Consider the following 16610-nt stretch of genomic DNA (forward strand, 5'->3'; position numbering starts at 1 on the left):
GTGGGGGCGAGGGTGTTGTTGCGGCCTTTGCGGAAGGTGGTCCCGATGGGGTGGATCGGGGGGAGGTAGACGACGTCGAAGCCCATCCCCGCGATCGCCGGCAGGCGCCTGGCCGCGGTGCGGAACGTGCCGTGCGGCCGCTCGGGCGTGCCCTCCGAACGCGGGAAGAACTCGTACCAGGACCCGTACAGGGCCCGCTCCCGCTCCACCAGCAGCGGCAACGGCTCCGAACAGGTCACCAGCTCCCGCAGCGGATACCGGGCCAGGATCTCGTCCACGTCCGGGGCCAGCGCGCTCGCCAGCCGGGTGTGCAGGGGGAGGCTGTCGTCGCCCAGGGCCCGGGCCGCCGCCGCGACCCGCTCGCGCTCGGGTCCCGCGGGCATCCGGCCGGCCGCGCGCGCGTAGAGCTCGGTGCCCTCCTCCAGGACCAGACCGGTGTCGATGCCGGCCGGGATCTTGACCCGTGCGTGCCGCCGCCAGGTGGTCAGCGGTGCGCTCCAGGCCTCCACGTGATATGTCCAGCGGCCCGTCGCGTCCGGGGTGACCTCGGCGCCCCAGCGGTCGGTACCGGGGACCAGCTCCCGCATCGGGGCCCAGGGGCCGGCCCGGCCCGCGGGATCGCACAGCACCACATTGGCTCCGACGGCGTCCTGACCCTCGCGGAAGACGGTGGCGGTGACCTGGAAGGTCTCGCCGGGGACCGCCTTCGCCGGACGCCCGCCGCCGTCCACGGCCGGTCGTACGTCACGCACCGGGACACGGCCGATTGCCTCTGTCGCCTTCATGGGTCTCACCTCCGCCGTGTGCGGAGCCGGGCCCGGGGCCCGGCTCCGCGGTCCGTGGTGCGCGGGAGGACGAGGTGTCCTCCCGCGGGGTCCGCCCGCGGATCACTGCCGCGCGGAACTCCGGTCCGAGGGCGGGCTCCGCCGGACCTTTCCGCTCAGCTGGGCCCGCCCGCCCTGGTCCCGGAGATAGGTGACGAGGCTGGTGCGCAGATAGCGCTCGGCCGCGTCCACCGCCTCCCGGGCGCATCGCTTGCCCATCAGCACACACAGCGTGTAGCCCGAGTCCTCGAAGGTGGACCGCACCTCGCGGTCCTGCGGCGAGGCGAGCATCACGCGCTCCCACGCCCGGTAGCGCCGCAGCTGCCGGGCCACCTCGGCCTTCGCGGGTAGCAGCATGGCCGTGTCGTTCCTTCCGACGCTCTCGAGTGGGCACGTGTCCCCGGGCGGGGAGCGTCCGGGCACGGAAGGGCACGGAGCCGTTACGGCGAATCGAGGCTTTCACTCATGGTGCACGGTTGACCTCGGAGCGTCTTGTTGGAGCTTCAACAACCTCATGCGTCTCTCAGGTTGCACGAATGGCGTAGCGACCGCACTGTGGGAAGTGACTCAGAAGCGATGAGTGCTCACGCTACGCGTCCGGAACGGATTTCCGGACGGGTGAGGGGAGCGGGAGCCGCGCCGGGTGAGGAGCAAGCGACAATGAAGACCGCAGTGCCCTGCTACTACCACCTCGACGTGGAGGTCAGCCCGGAACGGGTGGGACAGGTCAGCCGCATCCTGGCCGCCCATCTGCGCTACTGGGACCTCGACAACCTCGTGGACCCCGTCTGCCGCGGTGCCGAACTGCTGCTGACCGCCATCGACCATCATGCGACGGACAAGCACACGTCCATCGAGATGTGGTGGAACGGGCAGCACCTCATCACCGCCATCGGCGACGACGACCGTGACCTGCGCCCGGACCAGGACCTGCGGTCCTGCCTGGCGCACCTCGCCGCCACCAGCGACGGCTGGGGGTGCTGTGCCCCGGAGACCGGCAGCAAGATCATCTGGTTTTCGCAGCGAGCCCGGTCCGGTGAGCGCGTCCCGCTGGTCAAGACCGCGCCGTCGCCCAGCCTGCGCCGGACGCTGCGGGTGCCCCGCGCCCTCCCCGTCGCCCAGCTGGCCGCTTCCGCCGAGGGCGTTCTGGAGGGCGCCCGGTGACGGCTCGGAAGTCCCGGAAAGGGGTGTCCGTGTGGAGCGGGCACCCCTACCCGTTGGGTGCCTCCTTCGACGGGCAGGGCACCAACTTCGCCCTGTTCAGCGAGGTCGCCGAGCGGGTGGAGCTGGTCCTGGTGAACGATGACGGCACCCGGCGGGCGGTGCCGATCACCGAGGTCGACGGCTTCGTCTGGCACGCCTACCTGCCGGGCGTCGGGCCGGGACAGCGCTACGGATACCGGGTGACCGGCCCCTGGGACCCGGAGGTCGGGCACCGGTGCAATCCGGCGAAGCTGCTCCTGGACCCGTACGCGCGGGCGGTCGACGGTCAGATCGACAACCACGCGTCGCTGTACGAACGCACCCCGGGCGGACCGTCGCCGGCCGACAGCGCCGGGCACTCCATGCTGGGTGTGGTCACCGACCCCTACTTCGACTGGGGCGACGACCGCCCGCCCCGGCGGTCCTACTCCGACTCGGTGATCTACGAGGCCCATGTCCGCGGCCTCACCCGCACCCATCCGGAGGTACCCGAGCGGCTCCGGGGCACTTACGCCGGTCTCGCGCATCCCGCGGTCATCGAGCACCTCACCTCGCTCGGCGTCACGGCCGTCGAGCTGATGCCGGTCCACCAGTTCGTGCAGGACGGGGTGTTGCAGGACCGGGGCCTGTCCAACTACTGGGGCTACAACACCATCGGCTACTTCGCCCCGCACAACGCCTACGGCGCCTTCGGCAGCCGGGGCCAGCAGGTCAACGAGTTCAAGGAGATGGTCAAGGCGCTGCACGCGGCCGGTCTCGAAGTGATCCTCGACGTGGTCTACAACCACACCGCCGAGGGCAGCGAGATGGGCCCCACGCTGTCCTTCCGGGGCATCGACAACGCCTCCTACTACCGGCTGGTCGACGGCGACTGGGCGCACTACTACGACACCACCGGTACCGGCAACAGCCTGCTGATGCGGCATCCCTACGTCCTCCAGCTCATCATGGACTCGCTGCGGTACTGGGTGACCGAGATGCACGTCGACGGCTTCCGCTTCGACCTCGCGGCCACCCTGGCGAGGCAGTTCCACGAGGTGGACCGCCTCTCGGCGTTCTTCGACCTGATCCAGCAGGACCCGGTGATCAGCCGGGTCAAGCTCATCGCCGAGCCCTGGGACGTGGGGGAGGGCGGGTACCAGGTCGGCAACTTCCCGCCGCTGTGGTCGGAGTGGAACGGCAAGTACCGGGACGCCGTACGGGACTTCTGGCGGGCCGAGCCCGGCTCGCTCGGCGAGTTCGCCTCCCGGCTCACCGGCTCCTCCGACCTTTACCAGCACCGGGGGCGCAGGCCGCGCGCCAGCGTCAACTTCGTCACCGCGCACGACGGTTTCACCCTGCGCGACCTGGTGTCGTACAACGACAAGCACAACCAGGACAACGGCGAGAACAACCGGGACGGCGAGAGCCACAACCGGTCCTGGAACTGCGGCGCCGAGGGCGGCACCAAGGACCCGGCCGTGCTCGAACTCCGGGCCCGCCAGCAGCGCAACTTCCTGGCCACCCTGCTGCTCTCCCAGGGCATCCCGATGCTCAGCCACGGCGACGAACTCGGCCGCACCCAGCGCGGCAACAACAACGCCTACTGCCAGGACAACGAGGTCTCCTGGACCGACTGGGACCTCACCGAGGAGCAGCGGACGCTCAGCGACTTCACCCGGTACGTCATCGGGCTGCGCGCCGCCCACCCGGTGCTGCGCCGGCGCGGCTTCTTCCGCGGCGAGACCGCCGTGCACCGTGGACAGCCGCTGCCCGACCTGGTCTGGCTGCTGCCGGACGCCCGCGAGATGACCGACCGGGACTGGCAGCGCGCCGACGCGCACTCCGTGGGTGTCTTCCTCAACGGCGACGCCATCGCCGAACGCGACCCCTACGGGCGGCGCCTGGTCGACGACTCGTTCCTGCTGCTCCTCAACAGCTTCTGGGAACCGGTCGACTTCCGGCTGCCGGACAACTCCTACGGCGAGCGCTGGACGGCCCTCATCGACACCGCCGAGCCCGACGGCATCCCCGACGAACGCGAGCGGAAGGCGGGGACCAGGCTGCGCGCCGAGGCCCGCAGCCTGGTCCTGCTGTCCCGGCCCTCCCGCGGCAAGGCCTGAGGGGCCGGCGGCTCGGGAAGGTCAGGGGAGCTGCGGGCGGGCGGTCAAGGTGAACTGCGCCCCGTCCGGGTCGCGCAGGATGACCTCGGTGTCCTTCTCCTGGAGGACGCTGCCGCCGTGCTTCTCCGCCGCCCGGGCGCACTCGCCGACGTCGTTGACCGCGAAGTGGATCTGCCAGTGCGGCCGTACCGTGGGATCGGGGGCCGCCTCCACCGCCCCGGAGTCGATCCGGGCCACGGCGTCGCCCCGGCTGCGCAGGACGACCTCGCCCCCCTCGTACTCCACCTCGCAGCAGCTGTGGTCCGAGGCCCAGCCCAGCACCTCGCCGTAGAAGATGGCCGAGTCGAAGGCGTTGCGGGTGTGCAGGCGGATGAAGGTCGGCGCGGCCTGCCGCCAGATCTCCCAGTTGGAGACCAGCTGGCCCTCCCAGATACCGAAGATCGCCCCGTCCCGGTCCGCGAGCAGCGCCGCACGGCCGGGCGGGAAGGACAGCGGCCCCACCGCCGGCGTGCCGCCGCGCTCCCGGGCCCTGGCGACCGCCTCGTCCGCGTTCTGGACGGCGAAGTACGGCGTCCAGGCCACCGCCATCTGCCACATGGAGGCGACCGCGGCGATGCCCGCGACCGGCACCCCGCCCGCCAGCGCGATCCGGAAGTGGTCGCCGAGCCGGACGCTGCGCCATCGCCAGCCCAGCACGGCGCTGTAGAAGTCCTCGGTGGTCCGCAGGTCACGGCTGGTCAGGCTCACCCAGCACGGGGAGCCGAAGACCGAGTCCGTGGAGATGACCTCCCGCTGCTTCTTCGCGGGGCCGGGGGCAGGCGTGTCGTTGTTCATGGCACTCGCGTCCTGGGGTCGGGGCCGGCCGGGGGAACCGGTCTGAGACCAGTCTCCAACCGGAAGCGGCAGGGGTGCCTGCCGAGTACCCCGGTGGCACTCGGCCAGACGAGTGGTGACGATGAGGGGGTGAGCGAGAACGAGGCGGACTCGGTCCTGCATCTCCAGGAGGAGATCGATCAGCTCAAGGAGGCCGTCGCCTCCCATGCCGTGGTGGACCAGGCGATCGGGATGGTGGTCGCGCTCGGCCGGGTCACCCCCGACGAGGGCTGGGAAGTGCTCAAGGAGGTCTCCCAGCACACCAACATCAAGCTTCGCAACGTCGCGGAGCTGATTCTCGTCTGGGGGCGCACCGGGGACATGCCCGCCGGCATCCGTGCCGAGCTGGAGGACGCCCTCGACCGGTACGGGCCGACGCAGATCCCCGGCGCACCGTCCGGGTGAGGCTCAGCCCGTCTCGGCAAGCAGCTCTTCGCGCAGCCGCTCGACGCAGGCGGCGAGCAGGCGGGACACGTGCATCTGCGAGACGCCCAGCTGTTCGGCTATCCGGCTCTGCGTCATACCGCGGAAGAACCGCAGGTAGAGGATGAGCCGGTCGCGCTCGGGCAGTCCTTGGAGGCAGGGGCCGGCCGAGGTGCGGTCGACGACCAGGTCGTAGCCGGGGTCGGGGGCGCCCAGGGTGTCGCCCAGCGCGTAGCCGTCGGCGCCGGACACCTCGGCGTCCAGCGACAGGGCCGAGAAGCAGTCCAGGGCCTCCATCCCGGCGCGCACCTCGCTCTCGGTGAGCTGCGCCCGTTCGGCGATGTCCGCGACGGTGGGCGCCTCGCCCGGGGAGGTCTGGTCCAGCTCCTTGAGGGCGCCCCGGACCCGGTTGCGCAGCTCCTGGACCCGGCGCGGTACATGCAGGGTCCACATGTGGTCGCGGAAGTGGCGCTTGATCTCGCCGGTGATCGTCGGCACCGCGTACGCCTCGAAGGCCCGCCCGCGCGCCGGGTCGTAGTGGTCGACCGCCTTGACCAGCCCCAGCGCGGCGACCTGGCAGAGGTCCTCGACGGCCTCCCCGCGGCCCCGGAACCGTACGGCGATCCGCTGGGCCATGGGCAGCCACATCTCGACCAGCTCGTCCCGCAGGGCCCTGCGCTCGGGGCCTTCGGGCAGCCCGGCGAGCCGGACGAAGTCCGCTGCCGTGTCGGGGGCGTCGTCGTGCGGATGGGGCCTGGGGGTGGCAGCGGTGGTGATGGCGGTGGTGACACGCATGGCGCGCACCTCCTCAAGCGGGTGCTGTGTGGACGGACACCTGGGAGACACGCCACCCGGACCCCGGGAGAGCACGGGGGGCACCGGCGGAAAGCGGCTCCCACACACGTGCCTCCGGTCCGAAGCACTCTTCACCAAATGCCCTGAATGGGGTAAAGGAAAACATTCACTGAAAAAGGTGAGATTGCTCTCACTTCTTGACGTCCGGCCGCTTGACCGTTCCTTGGTGGGATTACCTCTGTAGCAGAGGTAATCTTCCAGGTGTGACATCGCAGACCACGGAGACCTTCCCGGAAGAGCTGGCCGGCGCGCTCGTCGGGATCCAGAGGCTGATCCGCCGCCGACTACGCCGCGGGCTCGCGCTGCCGCGGCTGCGCGGTGCCGAGGTGGAGCTGCTGCGTCTGGTCGAGTCGCGGCCCGGGATCGGTATCTCGGACGCGGCCAGGGAGCTGTTTCTGGCGGGCAACTCGGTGTCGACCCTGGTCAACCAGCTGGTCAAGGACGGCTTCCTGCTCCGGGAGACCGACCCCGCCGACCGGCGGGCCGCCCGGCTGCTGCTGACCGGGGCCGCCGAGAAGCGGCTCGCCGACTGGCAGCGGCGCCGCGCGGACCTCGTCGTCAGCAGTGTCTCCCGGCTCGACGAGGCAGACCGGGCGGCGCTCGAAGCCGCGCTCCCGGCGCTGCGCAGGCTGGCCGTCACCCTGCACGAGGAGGCCGAGGAATCATGACGCCGGACACCACCGCGGTCGCCTGCACGGGGCTCACCTACACCTTCGGCGAGACCAAGGCCGTGGACGGGCTGGACCTGACCGTCGGCCAGGGCGAGGTCTTCGGACTGCTCGGCCCCAACGGCGCCGGCAAGACCACCGCCATCCGCTGCATCACCACCCTGCTTCCCGTTCCCGCCGGGATGGTCCGCGTCTTCGGCCACGACACCGGGCGGGAACGGATGGCCGTGCGCAGACTGCTCGGCTACGTCCCGCAGCAGCTGTCCGCCGACAGCGGGCTCACCGGACGCGAGAACGTCGCCCTGTTCGCGCGGGTCTTCGACGTCTCCCGGCGCGAGCGCGGCGAACGGGTCGCACAGGCCCTGGAGGCCGTCGACCTCACCGACGCCGCCGACCGGCTCGCCGGCACCTACTCCGGCGGCATGGTCCGCCGGCTCGAACTGGCCCAGGCCCTGGTCAGCGCGCCCCGGCTGCTGATCCTCGACGAGCCGACCATCGGCCTCGACCCGATCGCCCGCACCAGCGTGTGGGACCAGATCAACGCCGTACGCGAAGCCACCGGCATGACCGTCCTGGTCACCACCCACTACATGGACGAGGCCGACCAGCACTGCGGCCGGGTCGGCCTGATGCACCGGGGCCGCATCCGCGCCCTCGGCACCCCCGACGAACTCAGGCGCGGCCTCGCCGAACGGCGGGGCACCGACACCCTGCCCACCCTCGAAGACGTCTTCCGCGACGTGGCCGGAAGCGGTCTCGACGACCAGTCAGGAGGTTTCCGCGATGTCCGAAGCACCCGCCGCACCGCGAAGCGCGTCGGCTGAGGGCCCGGCGGCCTCCCTGCTGCTGACGCCGCCCGAGCCGCGCTCCGGGTGGCGGCTGCTGCCGGCCCGGGTCGTCGCCATGTGCGCCGTCGAGCTGCAAAAGCTCCGCCACGACCGCACCGAGCTCTACACCCGGGCGATACAGCCCGCCCTGTGGCTGCTGATCTTCGGGCAGACCTTCACCCGGATCAAGGCGATACCCACCGGCGGCATCCCCTACATCGACTACCTCGCGCCCGGCATCATCGCGCAGTCCGCGATGTTCATCGCGATCTTCTACGGCATCCAGATCATCTGGGAACGCGACGCCGGCATCCTCAACAAGCTCCTCGTCACCCCCACCCCGCGCTCGGCCCTCATCACCGGCAAGGCCTTCGCGGCCGGGGTGAAGTCCCTGATCCAGGCCGTCGTGGTGATCGTCATCGCCGCGATCCTCGGGGTCTCGCTCACCTGGAACCCGCTGAAGCTGCTCGGGGTCGGGCTGGCCGTCGTCCTCGCCTCCGCGTTCTTCTCCTGCCTCTCGATGAGCATCGCGGGGATCGTCCTCAGCCGTGACCGGCTGATGGGCATCGGACAGGCGATCACCATGCCGCTGTTCTTCGGCTCCAACGCCCTCTATCCGGTGGCGATCATGCCGGGCTGGCTCCAGGTGGTCAGCAAGATCAACCCGCTGAGCTACCAGGTCGACGCCCTGCGCGGGCTGCTGCTCGGTACGCCCTCGCACCTCGGCCTCGACTTCGCCGTACTGGCGGTGGCCGCGGCGCTCGGCATCACCGCCGCCTCCTCGCTGCTGGGCCGCCTGGCCCGCTGATCTTGCGGTGGGCGGGATGCCGACGTGATGTGCGGCACGCGCCTGCGTCCCGCCCCGGAGTCCCGGGGCGGGATAACCGCTGCGCAACGCTTTGATCAGCGATCAAAGCGGGCGAACCCCCTGGCCACAGCGCATTCCACGCATTTGACAGTGTGCTGAGCACACAGATAAACAGCGTGGGTCGAGAGGGGCACTGTGTACGAGCCGAACGTGGTCGGGGACTGGCACGAGTACGACGAGCATGCCGGTCTGCGGGTCCGCGTCCACCGCCTGGAGGCGGCCGAACCGCCGCGTGGCCGGGACGACGCCGCCGCCGGGCTGACGTACTTCAGTGTCCGGGTGACCGTGGAGAACCGCGGGCCCCGTCACTTCAGCGTCCAGCTGGAAGACGGCCAGATCGACGTGCGGGTGGGCCCCGACGGGGAGGGCGCGGTCATCGACTGGCGCAGTTCCCAGTTCATCGAGGGCTTCGACGTCTACCCGCTGCGCCGCGCGACCGCCGTGCTCTACGCCGCCGGACCCGAGGCCGCCCTCACCCAGGTCGACATCCAGATCCAGCTGCGGGTCGACGAGGACTGGACCGACCGGCGGCTGTGGGCGGGCGGCATCGGCGTACTCGAGTCGACCGCCCCCACCGCCTGCCAGAGCGCCGCACCCGGCAGCCTGGCCCACCAGGTGAGCGCCTTCCTCAAGGACCAGACGGAGCCCGGCCCGACCACTCCCTGAGTGCTGACGCGCTCCGGAAGGGCCGACGGTACGCCCTCACACCGCCGACCGGGTTCTAGTGCGGAATGCCGTCGATGATCTCGCGGGCGCCCTGACGCAGCAGGGCCACGGCGACCGAGGTGCCGAGCGTGGCCGGGTCGAGACGGCCGGCCCACTCGTGCGCGTTCAGCCGGGTCTTGCCGTCCGGGGTGAACACGCAGGCGCGCAGCGACAGTTCACCGCCGCCGTCCACCCGGGCGTACCCGGCGATCGGGCTGTTGCAGTGCCCCTGGAGGACGTGCAGGAACATCCGCTCCGCGGAGGCCTCCCGGTAGGTGTCCGGGTCACCGAGCCCGCTCACCACGTCGATCAGGTCGGCGTCCCCCTCCCGGCACTGCAGCGCGAGGATGCCCGCACCGATGGGCGGCATCATCGTCTCCGGGTCGAGGACCTCGGTGATCACGTCCGTACGGTCGATCCGCTCCAGGCCCGACACGGCGAGCAGCAGGGCGTCGGCCTCCCCGGCGGCGAGCTTCTCCAGGCGCCGGTTGGCGTTGCCGCGGAACGGCACGCACTGCAGATGCGGATGGGTGGCCGCCAGCTGGGCGATCCGGCGGACCGCGGAGGTGCCGATCCGGGTGCCCGGCGGCAGCTGGTCCAGGGTCAGCCCGCCCGGGTGGACGAGGGCGTCACGGATGTCGTCGCGCTTGAGGAACGCTGCGAACACCGTCCCGGCGGGCAACGGCCGGTCCGCCGGCACGTCCTTCACACAGTGCACGGCGAGATCCGCCGCACCGGCGAGCAGCGCGGCGTCCACCTCCTTGGTGAAGGCCCCCTTGCCCTCCACCAGCGACAGGTCGCCCAGCCACTTGTCGCCGGTCGTCTTCACCGGCACGACCTCGGTGCGCACCTGCGGATGGAGGGTGGCCAACTCGGCCCGGACCCGGGCCACCTGAGCGAGCGCCATCGGAGAGTCACGGGAGACGATACGGATCAACTCTGGCACGGACATGGTGACACGATAGACCTCGGTACCCGCGGCGGATTCCGACATCCTGTCGGCGGCCCCCGGCGCGGCGGGCCGCCGCCACACGGCCGGGGGCGGGTGCCGGGGTCGACGACCTGCCTGTCCTGTCCGTCCGGCTCGCCGCGGCCGGGCCGTCGGCGGCGGCGGGTGAAGGCGACGTCGCGGCGTTCGACGGAGGACTTCACGCCGTCGGCGGCGCCGGCGGAGGTCATCAGCCGGGCGGGGTCGGGCTGGAACCGGGCGGCTGCCGTGGCGTCTGCCTGCCCGCGGGCCCGGACCCGGCCCGCTCGACGGCCGTGGGTGGGCCCGTCGGGAAGGACCTCCTGGACCAGACCGATGCGGTACGCCTCGGCGGCACCGAAGCCCTCGCCGGTCAGGATGCGGCGCATGGCGATGGCCCAGCCCGTCGCACGCGGGAAGCGGAACGTGGCCCCGCCGAAGGGATGGCTGCCGCGGCGGACCGCCGGTCCGGCCGAAGGCGCGGTCCGCCGCCACGCGGATGCAGGCCTCCGGCAGCACTTCGATGCCCGCCGTACGCGCCCGGCCTGGGGGTCCGTCGCGCCGCCAGGGGGCACGGCCGCCGTCCCGCTCGACGGTGACCGTGACGGCCTGTTCCGATGCGGGACTCGAGCGTGCGCACGCCGTGCCGGCGCCGCCGCGTCAGGTTCCGCGGACGGACGGGGCCGGGGCGGGATCGGCCGGCACCCGGGGAAGGAAGTCGCGCCGGACCAGACCGAGGACGGTACGGGCCGCGAGCGCGGCGAGCGCCGACGTGGCGATCGCCAGCACCAGATAGGTCAGGGCCTTCTGCCCGTGGACATGTTCCACGGCCAGCCAGTGGATGCCGTCGGTGAAGGCCGCCGCGTAGGAGAAGGCGAACGCCCAGTGGCCGGGCCCGAAAGGCACCCGCCGGTAGGTGCTCGCCAGGCCGATCTGCACGAGGATCATCAGGACCGCGTATCCGGCGAGAAGCTCGGCGACGAGATCGAGCCGGCCGCCGTTGACGGCGAACCACGCGTTGCCCGCGACCACCGGCGGGGCGACTTCGATGGCCATGGTCGGCAGCAGCGGAGGAGGCAGCGCCGGCTGGGTGAAGAGCCGCAGCAGGAGGATCGACCCCAGGACGAACCAGCAGATCAGCCCGTAACCCAGCATCAGGTGCGACAAGGTGGTCCACCCGAGGACGGCACTGCAGGCGGCCGCGATCAGGCCGCCCGCGACCGTGGGCAGGAAGTAGCCGGGATGCCACTGCGCGAGCTGGGTGTCGGAGCGGATCCACAGACTCGTCAGCCATGCGCCGAGGAGGACGGTGAGCACCAGGCCGACCGCGTAGACGATCTCGCCGGCGGTACGCGCGTGCGGGGCGAGACCGATTCCCAGCAGCATCGGCACGATCACGGCGAGAGCCGTGAACGGGCCGGTGGTCGGGTCCGGGACCTCCGAACGCAGCCGTCCCTGGGCGACCACGTTGCGCAGATAGGTCACCACGGTCACCAGCCAGACCACCGCCGCGAGGATCCACAGCACGTACGACGGCCAGGCCGGTGCGTCGATGGTGTCCGCGGCGGCGCTCCAGGCCTGGGCCAGGCCGGCGATCCCGAAGCCGATCCCGAAGAGGTTGGGCGCCAGCCGATACGGGGAAGGCCTCGTCCTCGTCATGTCGCCCCACTTCCTCCGGTGGGCTTCCCGGCGCGGGCTCCCCTTCGCCGGGCCCGGACCGCAACGGTGTCGTTCCCATCTGACTACCGGCAACTCGTGCGTGCAAGCGCGTGAAGGGCGCCAGGGACGCGCCGGGCGCCAGGCACGCGCCGGGTGCGGGGTCCCGGGCCCGGTCCGGCCAGGGCCCGGCCACGGCGCTGTGCACGCACCGCCGTCGTGCGCGCACAGCGCCTCGGACCTGCCTCGGACTACCGGCGGGGTCAGGCGTTGGGGTCGAAGGTGATTCCGGACGGCTTCGCCGAGCTGAGATGGGAGGCGAAACTCGCGTCCTTCAGGCCGAAGTTGGCGCTGCCGAAGTCGTAGGTGCTCAACTTGTCGCGAAGGCCCGCCGGATAGCCGTTCCAGCCGACCAGCGGCGGGTACTGCCAGGTGCCCTTGTGGTTCTCCGGCGGCTCGTCGTTGGGGTTGGCCAGCCGGAAGCAGTGCGTGCTGACGCCGTCCTTGTGGTAGACGATCTTCGCGTGGGTGCCGTCGAAGCGGACCTCGGACGCCGCGTGCACGGTGAACGAGCCGTGGTTGGAGGTCGACACGTACATGATCTGGCCGCTCTGCACCCACACCACGACGTGCTCCCAGTCGTGCCGGTGCCCGCCGATGCTGCTGCCCGCGATCGCCTGGTCCTTCTCGAAGTACAGGCCGTACATGTAGGCGCACCAGCCGTTGTTGCACTTGTAGCGCGAGTAGCTGTTGGTGTTGTCGAGGTCGGAGGCGTCCCGGCACGAGCCGTTGAGCGCGCCGGTCGGGTTGAGGCCGCCGTTGACCGTGCCGTCGGGGCCGATCGCGGGCGTCGAATAGCAGCCGTCGGTGTCGTAGTCGAAAGCCGGCTGGTAGGTCTTCTCGACCGTCTCGGCGTTGGCGGGCAGCGCCTGCGGCGGGGCGGCGAAGGCGGCGGCGGGGAAGGCGACTACCAGGGCGGCGGCACCGGCGAGACCGGTCAGCCATCTGCGGCGACCGATGCGGAACGTCCGTGACGACACGGGGGCCTCCAACTGCTGTGGGGGAAAGGGACGTTCAGCTTCCCCTTAGGTCAAGGGCTTGCCAAGACGGTCCGGGCGTCCCGTTGGTGAAGCCCCGCCCAACAGTCGGTCGCCGGCGGCCGGTTCGGTGTCGGCGCCGGTCAGTCGAAGCCCGCCGGCAGGTCCGCCGCCGACTCCGCGGGCGCGAGGTCCGGGCGCAGCCGCAGCCAGGACGGCTGGCGCAGCAGTCCGGCGCGGGTGCGGGTGCTGTAGTTGACCTCGCCGACCAGCCGGGGCAGCACCCAGTGGGCGCCCGGGACCGACGGAGCCGGGTCGAAGGGACACACGCCGGTGGCGGCGGCCCGCAACAGCGCGGCCAGTTCGGTCCGTTCGGCCTCGCTCCAGCCGGTGCCCACCCCGCCGACGTACCGCAACCGCCCGTCGGCGGCGCGCTGCCCGGCCAGCACCGCGCCCGGCAGTCCGGCCAGCCGGCCCTTGCCCGGCAGCCAGCCGCCGACGATCACGTCCTCGGCACGCATGTTCCGGATCTTGACCCAGGCACGGGAGCGCACCCCCGGCTCGTACACCGAGTCCAGCCGCTTGCAGACCAGGCCCTCGAGGCCGTGCTCCCGGGTGGCCCGCAGCGCTTCGGCGCCGTGTCCGACGAGGGCTCCGGGCGTCGACCAGCAGGGCCCGTCGAGCCCGAGCGACTCAAGCCGGGTCCGCCGCTGAGCGTAGGGCACCCTCAGCAGGGAGCCGCCCTCCAGATGCAGCACGTCGAACAGCACCAGGTGGACCGGGACCCGGGCCGCCATCCGGGCCGCCCGGGCCGGGGCGTGGGCCAGGCCCATCCGGCTCTGCAGCAGCTGGAAGTCGGCGCGTCCGCTGTCGTCGAGCGCCAGCACCTCGCCGTCCAGGACCGCCGGGACGCGGCCCAGCATCCCGCCCAGCGGGCTCAGTTCGGGATAGGCGGCGGTGATGTCCTCGCCGGACCGGGCGCGCAGCAGCAGGCCGCCGTCGCCGGGCAGGTAGACGACCGCGCGCTGGCCGTCCTGCTTGGTCTCGTACGCCCATCTGGCGTCCTGCGCGGCGGGCGGCAGCCTGCCGGGCGTGGCGAGCATGGGCGGGATCAGCGGCAGGGTGGTGGTCACGGCAGAAGATGTGAACCGGCCGCGGCCGTGGCACGCGTCCCGGGGCGCCGGTTCCCCCGAACAGCCTTCAGGAGGGCTCACCGGGGACGGCACCGGCGACGGCCCCGGTGACCCCCGACATGGGTCGGGTCAGCTCGCGGGCGGGCCGGCCCGCCATAGACGCTGGACGCGGGTACGCCGGAGCGTGCCCGGGGAGCGGGCCGTCCGCCGACGGCACGGCCCGCTCCCTCACGACCCGCTCAGTGCACGGACTCGGCCGCCGGTTCGGCGGGTACCGGAGCGGGCTGCGCGTCCGCGGGCCGGCGGCCTGGCAGGAAGGAGGCGAGGACGAGGGCGAGCAGGGCCGCCCCCGCACCGACCGCCATGACCGTCTTGAACGCGTTCTCGGACGGCAGGGAGGTGCCGCCGAGGCTGATGGCCAGGTGCGCCAGGATCACGCCGGCGACGGCGCTGGCCACCGACGTGCCGATGGACCGCATCAGGGTGTTGAGGCTGTTGGCGGCGGCCGTCCCCGACGCCGGGACGGCACCCATGATCAGCGCGGGCATCGCCCCGCAGGCGAAGCCGACGCCGGCCCCGATGACGCAGGAGACCGGGACCAGATACCAGACCTCGGATATCAGGAGGTTGTTCAGGCCGTGGCCCGCGGCGACGGTCACCGCACCGGTCATCAGCGTGATCTTCGGGCCCTGCGCCTCGGTGATGGCGGCCGGGACGGGGGCGAAGGCCATCATGACCGGTCCCTGCGGGGCCGTCACCAGACCGACGGTCATCATCGACCTGCCGAGGCCGTAGCCGGTCCGGGTCGGCAGCTGGAGCAGCCGCGGCAGCACCAGGGACATCGCGAACACCGAGAAGCCGAACGCGATCGGGGCGAGGTTGGTGAACAGCACCTGACGCCGGACCGTGGTGCGCAGGTCGACCAGCGGCTGGGCGGTGCGCAGTTCGAAAAAGCCCCAGGCGGCCAGGACCACGACCGCGAGTGCGAACAGGCCGAGCGTGGTGCCTCTCGCCCAGCCCGGTCGGCGCCCTTGGACACGGCGAGCAGCAGCGAGGCGAGGCCGGCCGCGAGACCCACGGCACCGACGGCGTCGAAACGGCCGCCCGAGCGCACCGCGGACTCCGGTACGAGCAGCAGGACCAGCGCGAAGGCGACGACACCGAGGGTGGCGGAGGTCCGGAAGAGCCCGTGCCAGTCGAAGTGGCCCGCGATGAAGGCCGCGGCCGGCAGGCCCAGCGCGCCACCGACGCCCAGTGAGGCGCTCATCAGCGCGGTGGAACCCGCCAGGCGCTCCGGCGGGAGTTCGTCGCACATGATGCTGATGCCCAGCGGCACCACGGATGCGGCGAGACCCTGCAGAGCACGGCCGACGATCATCGGGACCAGCGAGTCGCTCAGCGCGGCCACCACCGAACCGGAGACCGGCAGCACCAGGCTGACCAGCAGCATCAGCCGCTTGCCGAACATGTCACCGAGACGGCCGGCCACCGGAGTGGCCACCGCGGCGGCCAGCAGGGTCGCCGTCACCGCCCAGGCCGCGTCGGACGCCGCGAGGCGTTCAGGTACTTCGGCAGCTCCGGGACGATCGGGATCACCAGGGTCTGCATCAGCGAGACGGTGATGCCGGCCAGGGCCAGCACCGCCACCACCGCGTTCGGACCGGAGCGTGCCGGTCTCACTCCTCCAGGTCGCCGGGCCCGGCCTCCAGTCCGGTGCACGCCAGCCTCCCCTCGACGTCCGCACACGCCTCCACCCCCCGGGGTGTCGGAACCGCGAGCATCGGGCTGGTGTAGCCGACGGAGTCGTCGGCGGGATAACTCGCGGAGAGCACGTCCTGCCCGGTCCGGACCGAGACCTCCCGGGCGTGCGGGGTGTGCATCCGCACCTCCGACCAGGCCGTGCCGCAGGCGGCGGAGTAGCGAAGCCGGACGTCGTACGCGGTGCCGGTGACCCTGCTCTTGGTCTGCGCGTCCCGGGCGCACGCCGAGGTGTCCGGCAACTCGCCCTGGCAGGACCGCCCGTGGCAGCGCGGCGCGCCCGACACCGGCTGCGCGCCCTGGGTGGCACGCCGGTCCGACACGCTCACGGCGGCCGCCGTCACCCCGGCCAGTGCGAGCAGTGCCAGCGCGGTCAGCGGCAGCCGCCACCACCGCCTCGTCCGGGGCGCCTGCGGTGAGGGGACCGCGGCCGGCTGCTCCTCGGCGGCCTCGCACAGCGCCAGTACGGTCGCCGGATCGACGCCCGCCAGCCGGGCCAGGGCCTCAACGGCCGGGCGCGGTGGCCGTTTCGCGCCGCTCAGATAGCGGTGCCAGGCGGACTTGCTGTACGGGGTGCGCGCGGCCAGTGCCGCCAGGCTCAGTCCCGTACGCTCCTTCAGCTCACGCAGGTTTGCCGCCGGTGACTCGTCGGGTGGGGTGGTGGTCGCTCCTTCGGAGTGCCGCATGTGACGTGCCTCGACTTCATTACGC

At 72.0% G+C, this 16610-nt stretch carries 17 protein-coding genes and 1 pseudogene; 7 read left to right on the plus strand and 11 right to left on the minus strand.

Translation table 11 applies throughout. From position 1 onward, the window contains the following. Both ACFXI4_RS34320 and ACFXI4_RS34325 read right to left on the minus strand, forming a co-directional pair. Positions 1 to 785 (minus strand): maltotransferase domain-containing protein (locus ACFXI4_RS34320; protein ID WP_384998402.1); only part of this gene is annotated, 785 nt, incomplete at its 3' end. Positions 786 to 887: 102 nt separating this feature from the next. Continuing rightward, positions 888 to 1181, minus strand: coding sequence for a DUF5133 domain-containing protein (locus tag ACFXI4_RS34325; protein WP_362728843.1), 294 nt, complete (start codon positions 1179 to 1181; stop codon positions 888 to 890). A 303-nt stretch (positions 1182 to 1484) separates the two neighbouring features. Here ACFXI4_RS34325 and ACFXI4_RS34330 point away from each other — a divergent pair, with 303 nt between their 5' ends. Both ACFXI4_RS34330 and glgX read left to right on the plus strand, forming a co-directional pair. Next, on the plus strand, positions 1485 to 1988 hold the full coding sequence (locus ACFXI4_RS34330; RefSeq protein ID WP_384998406.1) for a pep a2: 504 nt from the start codon (positions 1485 to 1487) through the stop codon (positions 1986 to 1988). Further along, positions 1985 to 4129, plus strand: coding sequence for a glycogen debranching protein GlgX (gene glgX, locus ACFXI4_RS34335; protein WP_384998409.1), 2145 nt, complete (start codon positions 1985 to 1987; stop codon positions 4127 to 4129). Before ACFXI4_RS34330 ends, glgX begins: the two co-directional genes overlap by 4 nt. 21 nt (positions 4130 to 4150) lie before the next feature. On the opposite strand, the gene ACFXI4_RS34340 is transcribed toward glgX, so the two are convergent. Next, the gene (locus ACFXI4_RS34340; protein WP_384998412.1) at positions 4151 to 4963 is read right to left on the minus strand and encodes a VOC family protein; all 813 of its coding nucleotides are present in this window, start codon (positions 4961 to 4963) and stop codon (positions 4151 to 4153) included. Positions 4964 to 5092: 129 nt separating this feature from the next. Here ACFXI4_RS34340 and ACFXI4_RS34345 point away from each other — a divergent pair, with 129 nt between their 5' ends. Next, positions 5093 to 5407: an ANTAR domain-containing protein gene (locus tag ACFXI4_RS34345; protein ID WP_384998415.1), complete on the plus strand. Its 315-nt coding sequence runs from the start codon at positions 5093 to 5095 to the stop codon at positions 5405 to 5407. Positions 5408 to 5410: 3 nt separating this feature from the next. Here ACFXI4_RS34345 and ACFXI4_RS34350 read toward each other — a convergent pair whose 3' ends face one another. Next, positions 5411 to 6220 (minus strand): SigB/SigF/SigG family RNA polymerase sigma factor, encoded by an 810-nt coding sequence (locus ACFXI4_RS34350; RefSeq protein WP_384998418.1) that lies wholly within the window; start codon positions 6218 to 6220, stop codon positions 5411 to 5413. A gap of 263 nt (positions 6221 to 6483) precedes the next feature. Between ACFXI4_RS34350 and ACFXI4_RS34355 the strand changes: the two genes are divergently transcribed. The 4 genes from ACFXI4_RS34355 to ACFXI4_RS34370 all read left to right on the plus strand — a co-directional run bounded on the left by ACFXI4_RS34355 (position 6484) and on the right by ACFXI4_RS34370 (position 9309). After that, positions 6484 to 6948, plus strand: a complete 465-nt coding sequence (locus ACFXI4_RS34355; protein WP_362725127.1) for a MarR family transcriptional regulator — start codon at positions 6484 to 6486, stop codon at positions 6946 to 6948. Next, positions 6945 to 7772: an ABC transporter ATP-binding protein gene (locus tag ACFXI4_RS34360; RefSeq protein ID WP_384998422.1), complete on the plus strand. Its 828-nt coding sequence runs from the start codon at positions 6945 to 6947 to the stop codon at positions 7770 to 7772. Before ACFXI4_RS34355 ends, ACFXI4_RS34360 begins: the two co-directional genes overlap by 4 nt. Continuing rightward, on the plus strand, positions 7732 to 8583 hold the full coding sequence (locus ACFXI4_RS34365; protein WP_362725121.1) for an ABC transporter permease: 852 nt from the start codon (positions 7732 to 7734) through the stop codon (positions 8581 to 8583). Before ACFXI4_RS34360 ends, ACFXI4_RS34365 begins: the two co-directional genes overlap by 41 nt. Positions 8584 to 8778: 195 nt before the next feature. Next, positions 8779 to 9309, plus strand: coding sequence for a hypothetical protein (locus tag ACFXI4_RS34370; protein ID WP_384998425.1), 531 nt, complete (start codon positions 8779 to 8781; stop codon positions 9307 to 9309). Positions 9310 to 9364: 55 nt separating this feature from the next. Here ACFXI4_RS34370 and hemC read toward each other — a convergent pair whose 3' ends face one another. The 7 genes and pseudogenes from hemC to ACFXI4_RS34405 all read right to left on the minus strand — a co-directional run bounded on the left by hemC (position 9365) and on the right by ACFXI4_RS34405 (position 16585). Then, complete coding sequence (gene hemC, locus ACFXI4_RS34375; protein WP_384998428.1) at positions 9365 to 10300, minus strand: hydroxymethylbilane synthase; 936 nt, start codon at positions 10298 to 10300, stop codon at positions 9365 to 9367. After that, complete coding sequence (locus ACFXI4_RS34380; RefSeq protein ID WP_384998431.1) at positions 10282 to 10890, minus strand: enoyl-CoA hydratase-related protein; 609 nt, start codon at positions 10888 to 10890, stop codon at positions 10282 to 10284. The genes hemC and ACFXI4_RS34380 overlap by 19 nt, the downstream gene beginning before the upstream one ends. An 85-nt stretch (positions 10891 to 10975) precedes the next feature. After that, positions 10976 to 11974, minus strand: coding sequence for a TDT family transporter (locus ACFXI4_RS34385; RefSeq protein ID WP_384998434.1), 999 nt, complete (start codon positions 11972 to 11974; stop codon positions 10976 to 10978). A gap of 260 nt (positions 11975 to 12234) precedes the next feature. Continuing rightward, on the minus strand, positions 12235 to 13011 hold the full coding sequence (locus tag ACFXI4_RS34390; RefSeq protein WP_362732784.1) for an NPP1 family protein: 777 nt from the start codon (positions 13009 to 13011) through the stop codon (positions 12235 to 12237). Positions 13012 to 13151: 140 nt separating this feature from the next. Then, entirely contained in the window at positions 13152 to 14111 is a 960-nt protein-coding gene (locus ACFXI4_RS34395) for an ATP-dependent DNA ligase (protein ID WP_384998611.1), read from the minus strand. A 269-nt stretch (positions 14112 to 14380) separates the two neighbouring features. Next, positions 14381 to 15860 (minus strand): annotated as a pseudogene (locus ACFXI4_RS34400) (MFS transporter). After that, the gene (locus tag ACFXI4_RS34405; protein ID WP_384998438.1) at positions 15818 to 16585 is read right to left on the minus strand and encodes a DUF2690 domain-containing protein; all 768 of its coding nucleotides are present in this window, start codon (positions 16583 to 16585) and stop codon (positions 15818 to 15820) included. The pseudogene ACFXI4_RS34400 and the gene ACFXI4_RS34405 overlap by 43 nt, the downstream one beginning before the upstream one ends. Between the last annotated feature and the right edge of the window lie 25 nt (positions 16586 to 16610).

Source organism: Streptomyces sp. NPDC059224 (assembly GCF_042754285.1).
Taxonomy (GTDB): Bacteria; Actinomycetota; Actinomycetes; order Streptomycetales; family Streptomycetaceae; genus Streptomyces.